The sequence below is a fragment of the Burkholderia sp. FW306-1C-G01B genome, assembly GCF_058781685.1.
Genome location: NZ_JBYSWZ010000006.1, coordinates 1 through 21,124, shown reverse-complemented (window position 1 = coordinate 21,124; position 21,124 = coordinate 1). Strand labels below are relative to the sequence as shown.

Below are 21,124 nucleotides of genomic sequence, written 5' to 3'. Positions count from 1 at the left end.
TGACGCTTAGGCGTTCATGTTGCTTACACTGCTTGCCTGATGGCCGCTATCCGGTCGATCGCGCGTGCGCTGGCGTACATCCGCTGTGTTGACGGCCAGTCATCGAGCTCGACCTCATCGCGAATCGCTTCGCAGACCTGGACGATCCGCCGCAACTCGTCGTGAGTAAGTGCCGCATGAACGGAGAGCCGGATTAGCGCGCGGTTTTTCGCCGTGGCAGGCGCGCAGAAGACCGAGCCGAAAATGCCATGCGACTCGAGCGCGTCGCGTAGTTTGATCGTCCGTTGCTCCGTGCCGGACTCGAGTGCGATGATTTGAGTTTCACTCCCGTTAAGGTTATAACCGAGTCGCGTGAGTTGCTCGCGCAGGTACCGTGCATTTTCTGCGACCTGCGTGCGCCGCCACGCTTCCTTTTCGATCACGAGGATCGTGGCCTCCAAGGCGGCGGCTTCATGCGGAAGCAATGTCGAGCTAAAGATCGCCGGACGCGATTCGAACTTGAAATACTCCTGAAATCGGCTCGAGCAACTGATCACGCCCGCGCGGCCAGCGAACGCTTTTGCGAGACTCGCCGTGCGGAAGTGCACACGATCGGTCAGCCCCAACTCGACGACGAGCCCTGCGCCATCCGGCCCATGCGTGCCGAGCGAATGGGATTCGTCGACGACTAGCACGCAGCCGGCCGTTGTTGCCACGTCGACGACGTCGGCCAACGGACAAACGCTGCCGTTCGTGCTGTAGATCGAGTCGACGACTACGATGCCAGGTCCATGACGACGGATTTGCCGCGCGAGATGGTCAGCATCGTTATGGGCAAAGGCGACAGCTTTCGCGCCTGAGCTTTGCACGCCTTCCCATAGCGACATATGGGCCATCATGTCGAGGTAGACGGGCGTTTCGGCGGAAGCGATTGACTGCAGCAAGCCGGTATTCGCTGCATAGCCGGATTGACAAAGAATGGCTGATTCCGAGCCCATGAAGCGGGCGAACCTGTCTTCGAGCTCAAGCAACGGACATGCACCGTGCAGAAATATGCCAGACATCAGCATCCCATTGCCCTCCGACTTTATGCTTGCGCACATCGATTCGAGGATATCGGGGTGTCGGGCGATCGACAAATAATCGTTGCTCGACAAATGCAACGCGTCGGGGCCAGGCAAACGTCCTCGCATAATATGGCCACCGTTCCAGTTCCCTTGAACGCGTTCGCGATAATAGCGTGTGACACGTTCGGCAACGAATGCCGGAAGCGAGACTTCGCCAACGTTCGACTTGGATTTTCCTTCGTAATGTTCGTACACTTTAAGCTCCTTATGGTCAACTGCACGGTTGTGCAGCGCTGCATAATGAGCCACCTGCTTGTTATAAAAAAATCGCGATAATCTTGACAGAGAGATGCCGTCTATCCTTTCCGTATCGTAAAATTTATACCAATAAAGGATTTTTCATTTTTTTTGTAAGAAAGTGATGGGCTGGTAAATATCGTTCGCCGAGATATCTGGAATATCTATGTGAGGCAGTCGGGCCTGGCGATCGCCGCGCCGGATTCGGCGATAATTGCCGATGAGCGCTTGGTGTGGCGTTGCCCTTGCTGGATCTCGCGCGTGCAATTAGCCCATGAGACGGGGTCTCGCAAGGCTGGGTAGGTGGAGAGGAGCAGGGCGCGTTTGAGCACCTTATTGCCGCGTCGGGATGGATGTTCGCCTCGGATGGGCGAGTTAGCCGGAGAACGAATGGAGCTGCGCTGGCAGGACGCCTACCATCAATTCAGCGACGCGGAGAACGAGCAGCAGCTCTTCCAGCGGATCGCCGCGTATTCGAAGCGCCTGGGCTTCGAGTACTGCTGTTACGGAATCCGGGTGCCGCTGCCCGTGTCGAAGTCGGCCGTCGCGATCTTCGACACCTATCCGGACGGCTGGATGGCGCACTATCAGGCGCAGGACTATATCAAGATCGATTCGACGGTCCGCGATGGCGCCCTCACCACCAACATGATCGTCTGGCCGGACGTTGACGAGGTCGCGCCATCCCCTTTGTGGGAAGATGCGCGCGAGGCCGGGTTGTCGGTCGGCATCGCGCAGTCGAGCTGGGCCGCGCGCGGCGCGTTCGGCCTGCTGAGCCTCGCGCGCCATGCGGATCGCCTCACGCCTGCCGAAATCGACATGCTCACGCTGCAGACCCACTGGCTCGCGAACCTGTCACATTCGCTGATGAGCGGCTTCATGGTGCCGAAGCTCGCGCCAGCGGCAAGCGTCGTCCTGACGGCGCGGGAACGCGAAGTGCTGTGCTGGACCGCCGAAGGCAAGACGGCATGCGAGATCGGTCAGATCCTCAGCATCGCGGAGCGGACGGTGACCTTTCACATCAACAACATCCTCGTGAAACTTGGCGCGACCAACAAGGTGCAGGCGGTCGTCAAGGCGGTCTCGGCGGGGCTCATCGATATGCTCTGATGGAGGCGAGGCGCCTGGGTGTCACTGCAATGCCGTCCGACCGCATTCGAGTCCGTCATACCTGACGCCCGACCCGTTCAAGCAGCAGTATTGTTCAAGCAGATCACCCCCACGAGTTACAGCGCACTGCAACCGACATTCCGCACAACAATAGACGAAATGAGCGATTTGAAAAGCGAAGCCTTTCTTGGGACCCAGCATCACCCCGATGCGTCCCGTCGCCGCTCGCTGGTGGCCGCATGCGTCGCGCACGCCGTACACGACGGATTGACGGACGTCATCTACGTGCTGCTGCCCATCTGGCAAGTGCAGTTCGCTATCAATTACGCGCAGATCGGCCTATTACGCGGGCTCTATTCCGGCACGATGGCGGGTTTTCAGTTGCTCGCGAGTCGGGCAGCGCGGCGATGGGGGCGGGAGCGCATGCTGGTGGCGGGGACCGCGCTCGCAGGCGTTGCCTACCTGATCGCCGGTCAGGCCGCCGGGCTGGCGGTGCTGCTGGTCGCACTGGTACTGGGCGGACTGGGCGCGAGCACGCAGCACCCGCTCGCGTCCTCGATGGTCACCGATTCTTACGAGGCAGGCGGGGGCGTGAAGGAGGCGCTGGCCCAGTACAACTTCTCCGGCGACATCGGCAAGACGCTGATACCAGGCCTGATCGGCCTTCTGTTGACGGTCGTGACGTGGCGCACGGGCGCGACGCTGATCGGTGTGCTTGGCGTGGTTTCGGCAGGCCTGCTGTGGTGGCTGATTCCGTCGCGCGGCGCGCCGCATGCGGCGCGCGAGACGATACCGAAAGCGGCCATCGGCAGCGGTTCGTCCGGCGGCTTGCGCGCGCTGCTCGCGACCGGCACCCTCGACAGTGCCGTGCGGATGGGCTTTCTGACGTTCCTGCCGTTCCTGCTGAAAAGCAAGGGTGCCGGCACCGCCGGTATCGGTCTCGCGCTGACGTTGCTGTTCGTGGGCGGTGCATTCGGAAAGCTGTTCTGCGGCTATCTGGGCGTGCGGATCGGGATGATGAAGACAGTGTGGCTCACGGAGTCTGCCACGTCGCTGCTGATCGTGGTCGCGGTGTTCTCGCCACTCTTCGCAATGATGGCGATTCTGCCGCTGCTGGGACTCGCGCTGAACGGGACGTCGTCGGTGCTCTACGGGGTCGTGCCTGAGCTGGCGGGTGCCGGCAAGCGCGAGCAGGCGTTCGCGTTGTTCTATACGGGCACTATCGGCGGTGGCGCTCTGTCGCCGGTCCTGTTCGGCCGTCTGGGTGACATTGCGGGTGTCCCAACCGCGCTGCTCGCCTTGGCGTCAATCCTGCTGCTGACACTCCCGTTATCGCGGTACGTACAGAAGGGGCTGGACGCCTAGTGACCTGGCCCCGGCAAACAGGGCCAGCCGGAGTCGTCAAGGGAAAGCACTGAGCCCGCAGGTCAAAGGGGAGGCGGTCGCGGCGATTCGGGAGAAGGTCGACATCTCCGAGCGCCGCGCCGCCGGCCCGCCGGGCTTTCTCGCCGCGTATTGCACGACAACAAGCAGCCGGACCACGAGAACGAATTGCTGGCGCCGCGTCTGGTGGCGCTGGCGCACGAGCGTCGTCGGTACGGCTAGCTCCGCCTGGACGCCCTGGCGGAACGCGAAGGCATGCACGTCGATCACAAACTCCATACACCTCGGACATCCGGGTTTCATCGAGTTTGTTGACTGGAAATCAAATGTGATTCGCTCCAATTTATGGTTATCAGCGGAACAAAGCCACACTATCGTAGTGGTTTACGATTGGTGCCTGATTCTCCTCCCATGAAGACCACACTAGACGAAATGCTCGCGTTCGTGACGATCGCGGACATTGGTTCGCTGACCGGTGCAGCGGACCGATTGCATCAGCCGACCTCTGTGATGAGCCGCGTTTTGCGGCGTCTCGAAGATAAACTGGATACGACGCTGATCAGACGCACGACACGCCGGCTGGAATTGACGGAAGAGGGCAACGTTTTTCTCGACTATGCGCGAGACATCATTGCATCGGTCGAGTTTGCCGAGGACCAAATCGCGCGGCAGCACGAAATGCCGGCGGGCCGTCTGCGGATCAATGCTGCGATGCCATTCATGCAGCATGTGATCGCACCGATGATGCCGGGGTTTCGCGACGCGTATCCGGCGATCGAGGTTGAACTTCATACCAGCGACGAGATCATCGACCTGCTCGAACAGCGCACTGATGTCGCGATCCGGATCGGAGAGTTGCGCGATTCGACGCTGCACGCGCGTAAGCTCGGCGGCAGCCGGTTACGCATTCTCGCCAGCCCGGGCTATCTGGAGAAGGCCGGCGTGCCTGCCGGCGTGGCTGACCTCGCGAACCATACCGTGCTCGGTTTCGTGCAGCCGGAGGCGCTGAACCACTGGCCGTTGCGTAACGCGGACGGCGACGTGTATCGAATTCAGCCGGCGTTGCAGGCGTCGAGCGGAGAGACGCTGCTGACGCTGGCGCTTAACGGCACCGGTATCGTGTGCCTGGCAGACTACATGACAGGCGCCCATCGTCGCGACGGCAGCCTCGTCGAATTGCTCGTCGACGACACCATCGAATTCCGCCAGCCGATCCATGCAGTCTTCTATCGCAACGCGACGCTATCGTCGCGGATCGTCAGCTTTCTCGACTACGTCAGCGCGGAGTTGAAGGGCGTCGGCGACATCGACTGAGCATGGCCCGTGCGTGATCGGTCACGCAGGAAATAAAGGGTGACGGGTTCGGCTTCGATCGAATCCGTCGCCCTTTGCGTATACCGGTCAATGTGCGGCATCGATCGATCCTGCCGCATACACTTATTGCCCCAGCGCGCCCATCAGCCTGACCCTGCTGAGCATTTCGTCGGTCCGTGCCTGCGCGAGCGCATCCTCGGCCGTGAGCAGCGAGCGCTGCACTTCCAGCGTATCGATGAACGCCGATTCACCGCTGCGCCACGACCGGTTGATCTGCGTATACGCACCGCGCGCATTCGCCACCGCGCGTTCGAGGCGTTCGGTGCGACCGTGATTGCGGGCGGTCGCCGCGACGGACGTCTCGACGTCGCTGACTGCCGTCAGCACCGCCGTGCGATAGGCGGCGACCGCTTGATCGGCCTCTGCGCGGCGCAACGCGACCACGCTTCGCCGCCGCCCGCCGTCGAACAGCGGCGCGCTGGCGCCGGCGCCGGCCATCCATGCCAGCGAACGCGCGAGCGTGGCGCCCGAGAAGCCATCGATTGCCGCACCGATCACGCCGATCAGTTGCAAGTGCGGTTTCAAGTCGGCCTCCGCCACGCCGATCCGCGCATAGGCCGCGACGACGCGCGCCTCGGCTGCGCGGACGTCCGGTCGCCGGCGCAGCAGATCGGCTGGCGTGCCGATGCCCGGCGCGGGGGCCGACCATGCCGGCCATGGCGCGGGCGGATCGAGTTGCGCGTAGGTGTCCTGCACCGTCGATGCGCTGATGATCGACAGCCGGTGGATCGCTGCCTGTCGCTGCAGTTGCAGCGAGGGCAGTTCGGCCAGCGTCGTCTCCGTCTGCGCGGCGGCGCGGTCGACGTCGGCAATCGGTACGACGCCCGCGTCGAACAGGCGCCGCGTCGATTCCTCGGTGCTGCGCTGGCTCAGCGCGTTGGCCTCGACCAGTGCCAGGCGCTGCTCGAGGCCGCGCACCGTCACGTAGGTACGCACGGTCTCGTCGATCGTCGCGATCCGCACGGCCGCCGCATCGTTCTGCGCGGACGCGATGTCCGCGTCGGCGGCCGACACACCCTGACGGATGCGCCCGAAGATATCGATGTCCCATGCAAGGCTTGCATTGAGATCGAACGCGTTGCCGGTCGTCGGCGTATCGGTCGGGAACGCTTGCGATGCCGATTGCCGCTGGCGGCCGGCGCTCGCATTCAGGTCGAGTGACGGGAGCCACTGCGACGCCGCGCCGATCCGTACCGCGCGCGCCGCGTCAATGCGCGCGACCGCGGCCTTCAGGTCAAGGTTGTTCGCGAGCGCCATGTCGACCAGCCGGTCGAGAATCGGATCGTGAAAACCGTGCCACCATGCGACGGTGTCGGCCGCCGGGCCGCCGGCCGACAGATCCGCATTCGCATACGTCGAAGCCAGCGGCGGCGGTGTGACGTCGGCGACCGGCGCGCTGGTGCACGCGGTCAGGACGGCCGCCGCGGACAGCACGGCCACAAGTCGAATGAACTTCATTGCACCACCTCCGTCGCGACGGCCGCGACAGCGGTCTTGCGCATCGCGAGCCGGCGAACCATTACATAGAAGACGGGCGTAAACAGCAGCCCGAAGAACGTCACGCCGATCATGCCGAAGAACACGGCCGCGCCGACCGCCTGCCGCATTTCTGCGCCGGCGCCTTCGGATATCACGAGCGGCAGGACGCCGAGAATGAACGCAAGCGACGTCATCACGATCGGGCGCAGCCGCTGCACGCACGCTTCGACGATGGCGTCGACGAGTTCGATGCCGTCGGCTTCCAGCTGCCGCGCGACCTCGACGATCAGGATTGCGTTCTTGGCGGCAAGCCCGACCAGCACGATGAAGCCGATCTGCGTGAGGATGTTCACGTCCTGGCCGAGCCCGCGCACGCCGAGCGATGCGGCAAGCAGGCACATCGGCACGATCAGCAGGATCGATGCGGGCAGGCTCCAGCTGCCGTACTGCGCGGCGAGCACCAGATACACGAGCAGCACGCACAGCGGAAACACGAGCAGCCCCGTGTTGCCGGCCGTGGTCTCCTGGTACGACAGATCGGTCCATTCGAACGAGATGCCGGGCGGCAGCACCTGTCTGGCGAGCGTCTCCATCGTCTTGATCGCGAAGCCGGAGCCGAGGCCCGGTGCCGTATCGCCATTGATTTCCGTGGCGGGGTACAGGTTGTAGCGCGGCGCGCGATCGACGCCGAGCGTATCGTCGATGCGTGTCACGCTGCCGATCGGCACCATGTCGCCGTCGCGGTTCCGCACCTTCAGCCGAGCGAGATCGGATGCGTCGACGCGGAATGGCAGGTCGGCCTGCGCGGTGACGCGATAGGTGCGCCCGACGATGTTGAAGTCGTTGACGTAGGTCGAGCCGAAATACGTTTCGACCGCGTCGTTGATTTCCTGGCTCGGCACGCCGAGCATCTCGGCCTTCTCGCGATCGAGTTCGACATGCACCTGCGGGCTCGTTGCGGAGTAGGGCGTATAGACGCCGACCATGCCGGGCGTGCGGTTGGCGGCGGCGACGAGCTCCTGCGTCGCCTTGGCGAGCGCGGCGGTGCCGAGGCCGTTGCGGTCTTCGAGTCGCATCGCGAAGCCGCCTGTGCTGCCGAGGCCCTGCACCGGCGGCGGCATCGCGACGACGATCGACGCTTCCGTGACGCTTGCCAGCCGTTGACGCATCTCGGCTGCAATCTTCTCGATCGTCAGTCCCTGCGTCTTGCGTTCCGGCCACGGCTTGAATACCGGGAACAACCCGGCACTGTTCGACGAATTCGTGCCGGTCGCCGCATTGACGCCGGAAAAAACCGGCACGCGGGCGACCCCCGGCACTGACAGTGCGATGTCCTCGATCTTGCGCGCGACCGCGCTCGTGCGTTCGAGCGTCGCACCGTCGGGCATCCGCACGAGCACGACCAGGTAGCCGCGATCCTGCGCCGGAATGAAGCCCTTCGGGCTCGATACGAGCAGATAGCCGGTCGCGGCGATCAGGACGACGTACAGTGCGGCCATCGCAGGGATAATTCGCACAACTTTCCGGACCAGCCTGCCATACGCATCGGACAGGCGCTGGAACACGCGATTGAACGCGTTCGCGAAGCGCTGCACGACGCGCATTGCAGGCGCGAACAACGCGGCAATCCGCGACACGGGCGCGGCCGAATCGTGTTCGTCGGCATGCGCTTTCAGGATCATGGCCGATAGCGCAGGCGCGAGCGTCACCGATGTGAAGAACGAGATCGCTGTCGACACGGCGATCGTCACGCCGAACTGGCGGAAGAACTGGCCCGAGATGCCGGGAATGAACGAGGTCGGCACGAACACCGCGCAAAGCACGAGCGTGATCGCGAACAGGGCGCCGCCGACTTCCTTCATCGTCAACAATGTCGCGTCGCGCGGCCCTGCACCGGTCGACAGGTGTCGCTCGACGTTCTCGACGACGACGATCGCATTGTCGACGACGATCCCCACCGCGAGCACGAGGCCGAACAGCGTCAGGTTGTTGATCGAATAACCGAGCGCGGCCATTGCCGCGAATGTGCCGACGAGCGACACCGGAATCGACAGGATCGGGATGATGGACGGCCGCCAGCCCTGCAGGAACAGCAGCACGACGAATACGACGAGCACGACGGCCTCGTAGATGGTCTTGACCAGTTCGTGGATGCTGTCGCCGATGAACGCGGTCGGGTTGTAGCCGATGTTGTAGACGATGCCCTTGGGGAAGTCCTTGCTCAGTTCCGCCATCTTCTTCTCGACCGCGTCCATCGTCGCGACCGCGTTCGCGCCGGGCTGCTGCAGCACTTGCAGCGCGATCGTCGGGTGGCGCAGCATGTAGCTGTCGGTCGCGTATGCGAGTGCGCCGACTTCCACGCGCGCGACGTCCTTCAGCCGCACGAGCCGCCCGTCCTTGCCTTGCTTGACGACGATGCTGCTGAAGTCCTCGGGGCGCTTGAGCCGCCCTTCGAAGATCAGGTTCGGCTGGAACGCCTGGTTCGTGATCGGCGCCTGGGCGACCACGCCGCCCGCGAGTTGAGTGTTTTGCGCGCGCACCGCGGCGATCAGGTCGCTCGGGCTCAGGCCGAACGACGCGACGCGCTCGGGATCGAGCCAGATGCGCATCGAGTATTCGCGCGCGCCGAGCGGGTTGATGTCGCCGACGCCGTCGATACGCTTCAGCACGTCCGCGACGTTGCGGATTGCGTAGTTCGACACGTACAGCGGGTCGTAGCGCTGGTCCGGCGAGTACAGGAAGATCGTGCCGAGCTGCGTCGGCGACGATTTTCGCACCGACACGCCGCTACGCTGCACCGGCTCCGGCAGGCGCGGCGTCGCCAGCGCGACGCGGTTCTGCACGAGCACCTGCGCCTTGTCGACATCCGTGCCTGGCTTGAACGTCGCGGTGATGTTGAGGCTGCCGTCCGACGTCGCCTGACTGTACATGTACAGCATGTCCTCGACACCGTTCACTTCGAGCTCGATCGGTGTCGATACCGTTTGCGACACGGTTTCCGCAGACGCGCCGGGATAGGTTGCCTGGATGACGACAGTCGGCGGCGCGATGTCCGGGTACTCGGACACCGCGAGCGAGAAATAGGCCAACGCACCGGCGATCGTCAGTACGATCGACAGGACGATCGCGAGCACCGGCTGCTGGACGGACAAGCGGCCGAGGTTCATTGCGCGCTCCCGGTCGTGCCGCTGGCCTTGTCGGTTGTCTGGGCCAACGTGGCTGTATTCGTTGCATCGATCGCGCGCGGCACGGCCTTGACCTTGTCGCCGGCCTGCACGCGCTGGAAGCCGTCGACGATCACGCGGTCGCCGGCGTTCAGCCCGGCGTCGATTTCGCGCAGGTTGCCGTGCAGGCGGCCGGGGGTCACCGGGCGGATCGCGACGGTGCCCTTCGCGTCGACGAAATACAGCACGCGATTCGTCGCGTCGGTCGCGACGGCCGAATCGGGTACCAGCAGCGCATGATGCGCGACGCGGCTCGCCAGGTAGACGCGGCCGAACTGGCCGGGGCTCAGGCGCCGGTCCGGGTTCGAGACGCGCGCGCGTTGCCGCAGCGTGCCGGTCGAGTTGTCGAGGCGGTTGTCGACGAAATCCATCGTGCCCGTCAGCGACGGTTGTGCGTCGCCCGGCAGTGCGATCGCAACGCGCCGCGACGACGCATTGCTACCGCTTTTCTGCGCTTCGCGCGTGTAGCGCAGGTAGCTTTCTTCATCGACGTCGAAATAGATATCGATCGGATCCTGCGACACGATCGTCGTCAGCACGGTCGCGTCGCTGTCGCCGCCTTTCACGAGGTTGCCTTCGCTGACGAGCTTGCGGCTGATGCGGCCGGACATGGGTGCGACGATGCGCGTGAAGGACAGGTCGAGCCGTGCGCGCTCGAGCGCGCCTTGTGCGCTCGTTACCTCAGCCTGTGCGCTTTGCACGGCCTGGCGGCGTTGGTCGTAGAGGCTCTGTGCGATCGTGTCGGTCTTGATCAGGACGCTGGCCCGTTCGAAATCTTGCCGGCTCAGCTTCAGTTGCGACTGCGCGCGTTCGAGGGCGCCTTGCGCGGCCGTGACGGCCGTCTGATACGGGCGCGGATCGATGACGAACAGAAGGTCGCCCTTCCGAACGTTCGCACCGTCCTGGAACGCTACCTTGTCGAGATAGCCGCTCACCCGCGGGCGCACGTCGACGGTATCGACGGCTTCGAAGCGTCCGGTATAGACGTCGACGTCGTTGACGTCGCGGGCGACGGGCGGGCTGACGATCACGCTCGGCGTCGCGGCCGCCGCCTTGTCGTCCGACTGGCAGCCGGACAACGCGACGAGCGCGGCCATCGGAACGGCCGCAAGCGCGGCCCGTCGAGCGACGCGCTTCAATCCTGGGTATCGGTTCATATTCGTGCGAATTGTCGAGTGAGGCGCCACGCGCCGGATGGTGCGCAGTATCGTGTGTGGCGAGCGGCCGATAAACGGACAAAACGGCATAAGAACTTGTACTCCGCAGTCACGAATCGCCGTTTGTCGGCGGTGTGTGAGCGGGTTCGGCAGGAAATGGCGGTGCGCGGGGGCGTGCTGCTGCGGCGAGCGGCCCGGATGCCTGCTCAGGCAATTCGGGCTGCCGGTTTGGAGGAAGTGAAGAAGAGGCGGCTGATGGTCCGCCTGCTGCGGGAAGGCGAAGACAGGTACGGAAAGAATCGGTGCAACCCCGGTAGGGGCGGAAACGATGCACCGACAGATACCTGAACCGGTCGAGAGGGGCCCGGAATCTTCCCGCCATGTTCAAAAGAGTTCTCGCGCGCTGCGCACATGGCAGCGCGCCGCGCCGGCTTCCGTAGGGATTGCTACGGCATCAACCGATCGAGCAGCGGCGACCGGAAGATCCGGTGCGGGTCGTAGCGTTCGAGGGTCGCGCGCGCCGCATCCCAGCTGCTCGACGGCGGCTGGCCTTCACGATGCAGGTTCGGGATCGTGGTGGCGAGCATAGTGCCATCCTGCCAGGCGGCCGTGTCGGTATAGCCCCAGCCCTTCGACCATTCGGGACGCAGCGTTGCATACGAACCGGTGTAGTTCGCGAGCATCCATTGCTCGATCTCGCGATAGAAGCGATCGGCGCCAGGCGTGCCCGGTAACGTCAGGATATCGAACCATACGGCGATGTCCCATTCCGGATGATCGGGGCGCGGCTTGAGCGCGGACAGCGTGGGAACGACCGCGCCGGCGCCGGCATCGGCCGGCTTGTCGAGACCGGTGACCCGGATCTCGACGGGACCGTTGATCGGGTACTCGCCGCGCGCCTTGTATGCGTCGATGCGATTCTGATAGAACTGCACGAATTCGCTGATCACGCGTTGCACGTCGGCACGTCGCGCCAGTACCGCGTAGCCGTTCGCGGTGACGCGCAGCGTCGTCGGCCGAATGTACTGCAGTACGGTGCGCGACCAGCCCCAGATGTCCCCGCTGAGCGTGAGCGCGAGGCCGGCGGTCGTGATCGCCAGCTGCGTCTGGCCGAACAACGGCGTCAATGCGCCTTCGCCGTTGATCACGATCCGCTTGACGAGATCCGAGATGGACTGCGAGATCGAATCGGAGAACGGATAGTTGTACGGCTGCGTGACGGTGCGCGACAGGAACGGCTTGCTGGGCGTCGGCGTCCAGACCTTGAGCCACGGGCACGTCGTGAACGGGAACCAGATCGCTTCCATCCGGCCCGCTCGATCGAGAAACGACGCGATCGTTCGGCCGGGCGTGCCGGCCGGCGCAAATAGTTCGGAAGACGGAATGTCGACGAAGCTCTGGCAGCGCAGCCGCTGGTTCGGGCCTGCCGTCAGCGTAACTTCGACGACGAACGCCATCCCGATGTGCGCGAGGAGCGCGCCGATCTCGGGATCGCTGCGCTCGAACCGGCGCAGCACGTATTGCTGCCGGGCCGGATCGAACACGATGGCGGTCAGCGCGACCACGAGATTGCTTAGCGAGCCGTAGGTGTGGCCCGGTTGCAAGGTTTCACCGGCCGCCGGTACGGCGGTGCCGTGCGCGTCGATCGCAAGCGCACCGCCGAGCGTGATGCCGCCCGGCGCAGGCACGGCGACCATGCCGAGGCCAGATTGCTCGAGCGTCGCGAGCAGCGACTCCAGCGAGACGCCCGTTTGCGCGGTGACGCGCGCCGGGCTCGCCGACGTGTCGACGGAGACGGCCGTCAACGACTTCGTCGTATCGAGCAGCACGAGGTTCGCGGCGCCGGCGCTTGGGTCCAGCGTCAGGGGCGACCAGTTGTGCATGTAGCCGCGCGGACGTACCCGATAGCCGTTCGCGCGGGCCCAGTTGACCGTCGCAACGACGTCGTCGGCGGAGCGTGGCGCGGCGGTCCATACGTCCTGCACGGCGATCTCGCCGCTCCAGTTCTGGAATGCCTGCTTGTAAAGCGGGATGTCGGCCGGGAAGCCGGGCGGTGTCGCGCCGGCCGTCAGCGCGTGCGCCGCAATCTGGTAGACCGGTGTCCAGCCGGTGACGACGCCGGCCGCCGCGAGTTTCGCCATGTTGGCCAGGAAGGCGCGACGCGGCGCAGGTTCGTCTCGAAAGTCGTGACTCATGGTGTGCTCCAATTTCTCGGAATTGTTTGACAGATTGGAAAGACGACAAATGACGCGTTGAGGCCAGTGTGGTGATTCAAGCAGGCGTGACGCGCGGGAAGCGTTGCGCGTTGGCGGGCCGGGATTGAAAAGAGGACGGTGCGTTTGACAATGCGCGGCCGCGCGTCATCACGGACGTCTGGAAGGGAATCGAAAAACCGCCGACGACTTTTGCAACTGGCCGTCTCGGCCTGTCCTGCCGGCAGGTGGATATGGAGATTCGACTGAATAGCGTGTGACGAAACGCTAGCCGCGACGATCGATAAAAGATGATTGAACGTGCATATTAATTTTCATGTTTCATTTTTTTAAATAAACCCGCTTGTAGTTCAAAATCGGGCGACGGTTTGTCGTTTATTTCGCCGGAAAAGCGTAGCAATTTATCTGTCGGGCGGCAAGCGGTGGGGTGGGTAAATTACGTGCGATTCAATATGGATATTTTGTGACGGACGATGATTTCGCGATTTGTTGATATTTTGCAACGCCCGTATCGGCGGCGCTGTATATGTTGATTGCGGCGATTTTTATCGCCTGAAGGTGTAATCGACGGCGCTGCCGCAAGTAGGCAGCAAAATAATTATGCTTTTCCGTCGCGCAGATTGAATCGATCGTTGATCGAATCGAAACAATATCCGGAGAAAAGTGCTTGGGGCTGCGTGGCGAGCGGGAGCGATGTGATGAAATTCGCCGATTCTTCTCTCGAACAAGACCTGTTGGACGAAAATCCATGGTAGGCGGTTTCCGGGCGACTATTACAAAATTTCGTGGTAAATAAATATCGATTTATATTGATCTACCATAATTTTGCTCATGAGCGGCTTGCAAGTTGATCGATTTTTGGTCTGCAAGCGGGGCGATTTAAGAAAACGAATGCCACGATAACTGCAGATATTTTAAATCGTCGCTATCATACGCGGCTGGGATATTCATGGATCAAATTCAATGGAAAGGATCATCTCGCTTTTTGTTCATGATTTTTCGTTGAGTTCATCGGGAACGCACCCGCTCCTGGCCGGCGCCGGGTTTTCCGATTCAGGCCTTCAGCGCGTCCGGCGGCAGCCCATTTTCAATCAGCAACGCTCGATGACTGAAATGGACGTTTCAGCTTCTCGCGGGGGCGATCTCGCATCGAACTGAACAGAGCACGGCGCGCCGCCGTTTCGCGTGAGCCGAACACATCGGCGCGCACCGCAACGCGAGAACGCATGACGGCGCGTGCCGAAACGCGCGCCGCGCAAACCGCGCCGGCGCGCCCGCGCCGGCGTTGCGCCGCCGTCCTCAAGCACGCACAACAAGGAAACAAGGAGAGTCAGATGTTCGCGATGTTCTCGAAGCTCGGGAAGGTGATTTCGAGCGCCGGCAGTGAGCGGTTCGCATCCGACATGCATGCATTGCTGGTCGAATCGATTCCGCTCGCGATCACCCGGATGACTGAATGGACGCTCGACGAGCCGGCGGGCGAAGTCGTCCACGTGCAATCGCTCGGCGCGTTCGGCGCGCCGGGTGACGACGGCCGCGGCAGCGGGCCGGCCGCGCATGGCGAGCGGCCGCCGGCAGCGCATTCGCTGTTGAACCGGATCGTGGCCGCTTGCGACCGGCAGCTCATTCACATCAATCCGCTGATGCGGAGCGGCAATGACCGCGAAGTCGCGCCGCCGCGTGGACCGGAAGGGGGATTTCAGTGCCATCTCGTGTCGTGCAAGGCGAATCGCCGCTACGTGATCTCGCTGCATCGAACAGCGTCGCATTGCGACTTCTCGTTGCACGAGATGTCGTTCCTGAAGAATTTCGCCGATACGCTGCTGCCGCTCGTCGAGTGGCATGCGTCGACGCGCCGGCACGGCGACCTCGAAGGCACGACGATGCCCGCCGTCGAGGCGCTGCGCCAGGAGTTCGAATCGCGGCTTGCGCGCGCGGCGGTCGTGCTGTCGGCGCGCGAAAGCGAAGTGTGCCTCGGCCTGCTCGCGGGCAAGATGCTGCGAGAACTGGCCGGCGAGCTCGGTGTGAAGGAGAGTACGGTCGAGACGTACATCAAGCGCGCCGCGGTGAAGCTCGGCATCAGCGGCCGGCACGGGCTCACGAAATGGATGATCGACGATTACGTGCCGTGCGCGTCGGCGGCGTGATGCCGTCACGCCGGGCGCGGGCGCCGATACCCGACGCGCAACCAGCGCCGCCGGCCGGCGTGCCGGGATTGCTGGCGCGCGTGCGCGCGCCGGCGCTCTCGTCGCGGGCGATGACGACGATGTCACCGGGTGCGGCGGCTCGGCCTTCGTCGTCGGCCTGATTGCCGACGTGCGGCTCGAGGTGGTGGCCGGCGGCAGCTATCCGATGCTGTTTTGCACGCAGCCCGCGTCGGCGTCGCGCGGGCTGCAGCTCCTGGCGCGCCGCGGCACCGGCACGCGCTTTCGGACCGCTAGCCTTCGGGTGCCGACGCTTCAGGTGCCGATGTATGGCGACGCGCAGTCGCGCCGCACGCTTCTCGTGCCGTCTCGGCGTGCTTCAGTCGCGACCTCGCCCGCGGCCCCTGCCGCCTCGTCGAGCATCCAGCGCGTGAGACCATGGCGCCCGCCGAAGCCGAGCTTGACGGCTGCCCGCTTCAGGTAGGTCTCGACGGTGCTTTCGCGCAGCGCGAAACGCACGGCGATGGCGGGCACCGTGTCGCCGGCCAGCAGCGCCGTGCATGCCTCGATCTCGCGCGTCGACAGCTTGACGCCGGCTTGCCGCAGACGGTCGGCGAACCGCCGCGCCACGCGCTCCCGGCCCGATTGGGTCGCCGGCGGCGCGGCGGCGGCCGCGTGGGCGGGCGGCGGAGCCGAATCGAGCGCCGCGACATGGGTCTCGACGATTGGAAACAGCACGTGCGAGAGCTCCTTGAGGACGGCCTGCTCCCGCGACGAAAAGTCGTCGAACGTGTTCGTGCGATACAGCGAGATCAGGTAATAGTGGCCCCGCTTGCGGGTCAAGAGATGGAACTGCGCGCAACGCGGCGGCACGATCGCAGCCTGCATGAGGACGAAGCGATGGAGCAGCGCGTGGGTCGGGCCGTGGCCCGCGAGCGTGTCATCGACGTGCACGCAGCTCGCGCCCGAGCGCGGCGGCATCTGCGGCCCGTAACAGGCGGCTGCCGGGCCGGCCTTCGCGAGCGCCGCGCCGACCGCGCCGAGGCTGCGCACCGCGAGATCGCCGTCAGGCGTCGCGTCGACCGCGAGCTCCGAAATGCGGATCTCGTCGACGGGGACGGCCGCAGAGATCAGGCTGTACATCACTCGGGGAAAGCGTCGGCTCCCGCTGCTTGAGATCGCTTCGCCGACGTGTGCGAACAATCTGCTGAACTCCATGAACGGATTCCTGGTGAGACGTTGAAGCTGCGCTTGTGCGCATGGTTACCGACATGATTTAAACACCCGGTGGCGAACGCGTCTGTAACGGATAGCCGGGACAGGCGAATTGCGGTGGCGTTCGCGAGCTCGCCGCGCTGTCGACGCGCGGCGAGATCTCGGCAGTGGCTGAATGCCGCTTGATGAAAGGAAAATCGGTTGACCCTGATTGATTGAATTATTTTGGTATTGATGCCGATTCTTTAAATAATGCGAAGAGCGATCGGCCGGCGTCGCGATTGCAGATCGAGTTGCCCGGGATCGATGAACGCCGGCCATTCGGTCGCGGGACGGTGCGGCGGATCGGATCTGCGCGGAGCTGCAACGCGCGCACTGCATCCGGATCGCTGCTCATCCTGCAACTTCGGCCCGGACGGCACACATGGCCGTATCGGAGAAGATGCGGCCGCTATCCAGGCGAATGACCCGATCTGCGAGCTTGAAGTACTGATCGTCGTGGGTAATGATAATGACGCATTTCCCGCGGGATTTCAGATCGGGAACCAGCACTTCATAGAAAAATCTCTTGAACACCGGATCCTGATCGGCAGCCCATTCGTCCAGGATGTAAATCGGACGATCCTCGATATAGGCGCAAAGCAACGCCAATCGCTTGCGTTGCCCTGTCGATAAGGCCCGGGTTGTCGAGTAATTCTTGCCATCAATCTCTATTTTGTCCGCCAATTTCAGTGTTTCAAGATATTTGCGGGCAAGCTCGATGCTTGAATTTTCGCGGTCCGGCCCTATGATGCGATTGAACAAATGGAAATCGGTAAAGACGGCGGAAAACAGATTGCGGTACCGTTCCCTGGCATCGTCGTCAACGACTTTTCCATCAAGGGCAATATGGCCTTCGGTAGGCACATAGAGGCCGCTGAGGACTTTGCCCAACGTGCTTTTGCCGCTGCCGTTTCCACCGATGACATAGACGAGCTCTCCGGCATGAATCGACATATTGATGGGGCCGAGCACGAAATCGACCGACGAATCGTTGTCACGATAGTTCATCGTCACATCTTTCAGCTCAATGAGTTGCCATGGATTCGCCGAGGATTCCCTGGTGCGCGGATGGGGCGGTTCCTTGCGCGAATCCTCGCTGTCATCGATCAAGAAACCGAATTCCGCCAGCCGGGCGAGCGCGGTTTTGCCTTCGGCCACGATCGGCAGAATACTGATCAGCATGGTCAAAGGCCCCATCATGTAGAGAACGGCCAGAATGCTCGCCGTGAGTACGGAGGGGTCCACGACGCCGAACGAAGGTACGCCGAAAAGCAAAAATCCGAGCAGGACCGCTACCGTGATCTGGCCAATGCTGTCGCCGCTCATGAACCAGAAGCGTTCTATGTAATTGAATCCTGCCACGCGCTTCGATGATAATTCGATCGCAGCCCTGGTAAACCAACGTCGTCTGGTCCTGTTGAGCTTGAGTTCCTTGATTCCGAACACGAGGCCATGGGTATATTCATTGAACTGGACAAATTCATCGCGAACTCTTTCCGTGAAATTGACCGCCTTTCGATAGAAAAACAGATAAAGCGCCAGGCCAACGATTGTCAGGGTGATTGTCGAAGCGAAAACGATCCACGACAGATAGGCGAGATACGCGATGCTGCATACCAGGACGACGGACTGAACGATGATCGTCGGGATGGTGAGCAGGGTCTGGCTCAACTGCGGAATGTCCTGCGTCAGCATGGTCAGGATATTCGGGGCGCCGCGTCTGTCAATTTCATCCAGTGGGGTCGCCAGAATCCTTTTGCATAGATTGACGCGCAGTCTCGTCATGACTTTCATGCAGGCATAGGAGGGCATCACGGCGGCGCTGCTCCTGCAGAAAACCGCGATGACGTTCACCGCAATGAATATCGTCAGCAGCGTCTGTCGGTCGTCCTGGTCATGCAGCACCCTGCTGATCAATCCGACGCCCACGATCGACGCAATGCCGCTGACGAGGCCCGTAAGGACCGTGCCCAGGGTCAACCAGGGATGACTGCGCCACATCAGGGTGACGGCCGAATGCCACGGCGGCGATTTACTTTGAGCGGAATCCATGAGTCGCCAATATCGTTCAGTTGATCAGGTGGCTGAGTTCGACGTTTTGTGCCGCTGATCTCAATCTCGACGAGGTTTCGTGCTTGCCGAGGAACGCGATGCTTTCCACGATTTCCAGCGGCGAGTCGGAAAACAGGATGCAGCACTTCAGCAAGCGCTGCGCACGGTCCCAACCGAGGCCCGATGAATCGGCCACGCTACGCAACGCAGCCTCGACCGACGCGACTGTCCAGCTATCGTTCCGTGTCAACCGCGCTTCGATCAGTCGAAGAAACTGCAGGAGGATGCGGGGATTCCTTTCTATGCTGTACATCAGGATGTAATCAACCCGCCGTGTCTTCGTGATCAACGGAAAAATCAGATCGATCACGTCGTCGATCGATTCGCATTTCCCATAAGCCAGCGAAATTGCCTCGCCGAGCTTGCAGTCCCGGTGGAGCGAATCGAGCGCGGACTTTACGAACTCCGTTTCGAGGTCAACGGTGATGGTTTTCATGAGCTTCAATGGCCTGTTGAGATAGGGACCGCAAGGGATCGCAGCGCGCGCCGGCCGCAGGCGTTACCAGCCATCCGGAATCGGAAAGGAATAGGTCAGCGGCTTTTCCGGCATGACTTCGTCCATGATGTCGGAGTAGCCGGACTCCTGTCCGACCAGATTGGGTTCGAAGCAGTAGCAATTGAACTTCTGCTGCAGCATGAGGTTGTTGCGGTCGTTGATCGCCGGCGGGTTTTCGTTGATCGCAATGAATGCGTCGTAAAGCGAGTCCCTGACGACGTAGGCGTGCGCGGTGAGCGTCTCCACGGCCTTGACGATGTTCGGCGCGACGGGAATGGGGGGCGTGAAGTGATAGGCGCCCAGAAACAGCATGTGCCAGTCATTCGGCACTTGCGCGATGAACTCGGGGAAGCGCGCGGCGAAGTCGGGGTCGAAGAAGGCGTCGTCTTCGAAGATCAGGACTTCGCTCGCGCCCGCGGCCTTGGCCTGCTTCACGGCGGCAAGATGGCTCATCGTGCAGCCGTAGTCCTGCGGACGCATATGGCTCAAGGATGGCGGCACGGTCACCAGCCTTGCATCGACGGCGGGCAGTCGTTCCACCGTGAGGATGTTCTGTTCGGCGAATTTTCTTTGCATCGCTTCCCAGCGGTCGGGGCGCCGGTCCAGATTGATGCAGACCTTGCGGGCGAAAGCGTTGTCGATCGTCTGTGCTGATTTCATGAGCGTTTTTTTTCCAGAAACTGATTGACGCGGGTAGCGAGGATGGCGACGTGCGGGTCGAGCAGCATGGTCAGGTGGTCGCCGGGTACGTCCATCACCTCGACGGGCAGCGCCGAGAAGCGGGACCACCCCCAGGTCGGGTCGAGGCGGAGCTGCGCGATCTCGGGCGACGGATCGTAGTCGCCGGGATCCCGCTCGGTGCTGCGGAACAAGGCGATCGGCACGGGAAGCGGGTCGGCTTGCGGCGCGTAGCGCGATTTGAAGTTGGCCTGATAGACACGCAGATAGGCGCGCAGGCGGTCGGATCCGGCATCCGCAAACCAGTTGCCACGGTCGCCGATTCTGGCGAGGATCAAGCCGGCCTGGCCGTCGGGGTCGAGCTGGACGAGGTCTTCTCGCGTCACCTGAAGGTCGGCCCCGAGGAAGGTGCCGATTTCGTGGGCGATCGCGACCAGCCATTCGGTGTCGTCCCAGTCTTGCCAGTAGGTTGCGGCCGGGCTGTCGATGGGCGCGGAAGCGTCGAAGATCGCCAGCAGTTCGACGACCGCGCCCTTGGCGACGAGCTGCCGGCTCATTTCGAGCGCCACCTGCGCACCGAACGAGTGGCCCGCCAGGTAGTACGGACCGGCGCCCACCAGCGGCCAGATGGATTCGATATGACGGGCCGCGATGTCTTCCACGCGGGTGAGCGGCAGGCAGGAGCCGTCGAGGCCGAGCGCTTCCAGGCCGTGCACCGCGTGAGCTTCGCTCAGGTGGTTCGCGAGCGGGTGGAAGTAGACCACGTTCCCGCCGGCGCCCGGAAGGAGGAAAAGCGGCGCGGCGGGACCGCCGTCCCGGATCGGCACGAGTCCGCCGGCGGGGGCGGCCGGCGCTTTCCCGGCCAATGCCGCCGCCAGTTTCTCGACGGTCGGATTCTCGAACAGACAGGAAATGGGCAGCCGGCGATCGAACGCTTTTTCGACATTGGCCATCAGCTGGATCGCGATGATCGAGTGTCCGCCGAGGTCGAAATAATTGTCGCTGACCGCGATGTCGTTTCTTTTGAAGATCCGCTGCCAGATCTCCAGCAACGTGCTTTCGTCCGCCGTCGGCGCGCCGGTGCGGGCCGTCGTGGCCGCACCGGCGGCGGGTTCGACGCCAGCGGCGGCCGCGCCGCGCGGCGCGGCCGCCGC

General features: G+C 63.0%; 16 protein-coding genes and 2 pseudogenes. 6 read left to right on the top strand and 12 right to left on the bottom strand.

All coding sequences use genetic code 11. The features are described 5' to 3' along the window. Positions 1-23 precede the first annotated feature (23 nt). Both cqsA and AC3WLY_RS13560 read right to left on the bottom strand, forming a co-directional pair. On the bottom strand, positions 24-1,301 hold the full coding sequence (cqsA, locus tag AC3WLY_RS13565; RefSeq protein ID WP_175962973.1) for an alpha-hydroxyketone-type quorum-sensing autoinducer synthase: 1,278 nt from the start codon (positions 1,299-1,301) through the stop codon (positions 24-26). A gap of 254 nt (positions 1,302-1,555) precedes the next feature. Continuing rightward, a pseudogene (locus tag AC3WLY_RS13560) lies at positions 1,556-1,723 on the bottom strand (IS110 family transposase); the annotation flags it as partial. Positions 1,724-1,733: 10 nt separating this feature from the next. On the opposite strand from AC3WLY_RS13560, the gene AC3WLY_RS13555 reads away from it, so the two are divergent. From AC3WLY_RS13555 to AC3WLY_RS13540, 4 genes and pseudogenes are all read left to right on the top strand, one after another. Next, a complete protein-coding gene (locus AC3WLY_RS13555; RefSeq protein ID WP_425130885.1) occupies positions 1,734-2,453 on the top strand; it encodes an autoinducer binding domain-containing protein in 720 nt (239 codons plus the stop codon). 159 nt (positions 2,454-2,612) lie between these two features. Next, a complete protein-coding gene (locus AC3WLY_RS13550) occupies positions 2,613-3,818 on the top strand; it encodes an MFS transporter (protein ID WP_492332678.1) in 1,206 nt (401 codons plus the stop codon). Between the two features lie 37 nt (positions 3,819-3,855). Next, positions 3,856-3,986, top strand: a pseudogene (locus AC3WLY_RS13545) (IS3-like element IS407 family transposase); the annotation flags it as partial. A 261-nt stretch (positions 3,987-4,247) separates the two neighbouring features. Then, the gene (locus tag AC3WLY_RS13540) at positions 4,248-5,150 is read left to right on the top strand and encodes a LysR substrate-binding domain-containing protein (RefSeq protein ID WP_310136518.1); all 903 of its coding nucleotides are present in this window, start codon (positions 4,248-4,250) and stop codon (positions 5,148-5,150) included. A 123-nt stretch (positions 5,151-5,273) separates the two neighbouring features. Here AC3WLY_RS13540 and AC3WLY_RS13535 read toward each other — a convergent pair whose 3' ends face one another. The 5 genes from AC3WLY_RS13535 to AC3WLY_RS13515 all read right to left on the bottom strand — a co-directional run bounded on the left by AC3WLY_RS13535 (position 5,274) and on the right by AC3WLY_RS13515 (position 14,033). After that, complete coding sequence (locus AC3WLY_RS13535; RefSeq protein WP_492310768.1) at positions 5,274-6,668, bottom strand: efflux transporter outer membrane subunit; 1,395 nt, start codon at positions 6,666-6,668, stop codon at positions 5,274-5,276. Then, positions 6,665-9,856, bottom strand: a complete 3,192-nt coding sequence (locus AC3WLY_RS13530; RefSeq protein ID WP_492310767.1) for an efflux RND transporter permease subunit — start codon at positions 9,854-9,856, stop codon at positions 6,665-6,667. Before AC3WLY_RS13530 ends, AC3WLY_RS13535 begins: the two co-directional genes overlap by 4 nt. Continuing rightward, positions 9,853-11,052: an efflux RND transporter periplasmic adaptor subunit gene (locus AC3WLY_RS13525; RefSeq protein ID WP_492310766.1), complete on the bottom strand. Its 1,200-nt coding sequence runs from the start codon at positions 11,050-11,052 to the stop codon at positions 9,853-9,855. The genes AC3WLY_RS13530 and AC3WLY_RS13525 overlap by 4 nt, the downstream gene beginning before the upstream one ends. 464 nt (positions 11,053-11,516) lie before the next feature. Next, positions 11,517-13,265: a cholesterol oxidase substrate-binding domain-containing protein gene (locus tag AC3WLY_RS13520; RefSeq protein WP_492310765.1), complete on the bottom strand. Its 1,749-nt coding sequence runs from the start codon at positions 13,263-13,265 to the stop codon at positions 11,517-11,519. A gap of 465 nt (positions 13,266-13,730) precedes the next feature. Beyond that, the gene (locus AC3WLY_RS13515; RefSeq protein ID WP_492310764.1) at positions 13,731-14,033 is read right to left on the bottom strand and encodes a hypothetical protein; all 303 of its coding nucleotides are present in this window, start codon (positions 14,031-14,033) and stop codon (positions 13,731-13,733) included. A gap of 213 nt (positions 14,034-14,246) precedes the next feature. On the opposite strand from AC3WLY_RS13515, the gene AC3WLY_RS13510 reads away from it, so the two are divergent. Continuing rightward, positions 14,247-14,441: a hypothetical protein gene (locus AC3WLY_RS13510; protein WP_175962965.1), complete on the top strand. Its 195-nt coding sequence runs from the start codon at positions 14,247-14,249 to the stop codon at positions 14,439-14,441. 176 nt (positions 14,442-14,617) lie between these two features. After that, complete coding sequence (locus AC3WLY_RS13505; protein WP_425130880.1) at positions 14,618-15,430, top strand: helix-turn-helix transcriptional regulator; 813 nt, start codon at positions 14,618-14,620, stop codon at positions 15,428-15,430. A gap of 312 nt (positions 15,431-15,742) precedes the next feature. On the opposite strand, the gene AC3WLY_RS13500 is transcribed toward AC3WLY_RS13505, so the two are convergent. The 5 genes from AC3WLY_RS13500 to AC3WLY_RS13480 form a co-directional block, all read right to left on the bottom strand. Beyond that, complete coding sequence (locus AC3WLY_RS13500) at positions 15,743-16,645, bottom strand: helix-turn-helix transcriptional regulator (RefSeq protein ID WP_492310763.1); 903 nt, start codon at positions 16,643-16,645, stop codon at positions 15,743-15,745. Between the two features lie 390 nt (positions 16,646-17,035). Continuing rightward, a complete protein-coding gene (locus AC3WLY_RS13495) occupies positions 17,036-18,736 on the bottom strand; it encodes a cyclic peptide export ABC transporter (RefSeq protein ID WP_492310762.1) in 1,701 nt (566 codons plus the stop codon). 16 nt (positions 18,737-18,752) lie between these two features. Beyond that, positions 18,753-19,232 carry a hypothetical protein gene (locus tag AC3WLY_RS13490; protein WP_492310761.1) on the bottom strand — a complete coding sequence of 160 codons (480 nt, stop codon included), beginning with the start codon at positions 19,230-19,232 and terminating at the stop codon, positions 18,753-18,755. Between the two features lie 63 nt (positions 19,233-19,295). Next, positions 19,296-19,952 (bottom strand): glycosyltransferase family 25 protein, encoded by a 657-nt coding sequence (locus tag AC3WLY_RS13485; RefSeq protein ID WP_492332677.1) that lies wholly within the window; start codon positions 19,950-19,952, stop codon positions 19,296-19,298. Then, positions 19,949-21,124, bottom strand: a 1,176-nt coding sequence (locus tag AC3WLY_RS13480) for a thioesterase domain-containing protein (RefSeq protein ID WP_492332676.1), incomplete at its 5' end; no start/stop codon positions are given. The genes AC3WLY_RS13485 and AC3WLY_RS13480, both read right to left, overlap by 4 nt.

Excerpts from the sequence above, each read along its gene's own strand:
- AC3WLY_RS13500 (WP_492310763.1), bottom strand. The coding sequence starts at position 16,645 with ATGGAGTTCAGCAGATTGTTCGCACACGTCGGCGAAGCGATCTCAAGC.
- AC3WLY_RS13540 (WP_310136518.1), top strand. The coding sequence starts at position 4,248 with ATGAAGACCACACTAGACGAAATGCTCGCGTTCGTGACGATCGCGGAC.
- AC3WLY_RS13515 (WP_492310764.1), bottom strand. The coding sequence starts at position 14,033 with ATGGATTTTCGTCCAACAGGTCTTGTTCGAGAGAAGAATCGGCGAATT.
- AC3WLY_RS13530 (WP_492310767.1), bottom strand. The coding sequence starts at position 9,856 with ATGAACCTCGGCCGCTTGTCCGTCCAGCAGCCGGTGCTCGCGATCGTC.
- AC3WLY_RS13485 (WP_492332677.1), bottom strand. The coding sequence starts at position 19,952 with ATGAAATCAGCACAGACGATCGACAACGCTTTCGCCCGCAAGGTCTGC.
- AC3WLY_RS13495 (WP_492310762.1), bottom strand. The coding sequence starts at position 18,736 with ATGGATTCCGCTCAAAGTAAATCGCCGCCGTGGCATTCGGCCGTCACC.
- AC3WLY_RS13550 (WP_492332678.1), top strand. The coding sequence starts at position 2,613 with ATGAGCGATTTGAAAAGCGAAGCCTTTCTTGGGACCCAGCATCACCCC.
- AC3WLY_RS13555 (WP_425130885.1), top strand. The coding sequence starts at position 1,734 with ATGGAGCTGCGCTGGCAGGACGCCTACCATCAATTCAGCGACGCGGAG.
- AC3WLY_RS13520 (WP_492310765.1), bottom strand. The coding sequence starts at position 13,265 with ATGAGTCACGACTTTCGAGACGAACCTGCGCCGCGTCGCGCCTTCCTG.
- AC3WLY_RS13505 (WP_425130880.1), top strand. The coding sequence starts at position 14,618 with ATGTTCGCGATGTTCTCGAAGCTCGGGAAGGTGATTTCGAGCGCCGGC.
- AC3WLY_RS13510 (WP_175962965.1), top strand. The coding sequence starts at position 14,247 with ATGGAAAGGATCATCTCGCTTTTTGTTCATGATTTTTCGTTGAGTTCA.
- AC3WLY_RS13490 (WP_492310761.1), bottom strand. The coding sequence starts at position 19,232 with ATGAAAACCATCACCGTTGACCTCGAAACGGAGTTCGTAAAGTCCGCG.
- AC3WLY_RS13535 (WP_492310768.1), bottom strand. The coding sequence starts at position 6,668 with ATGAAGTTCATTCGACTTGTGGCCGTGCTGTCCGCGGCGGCCGTCCTG.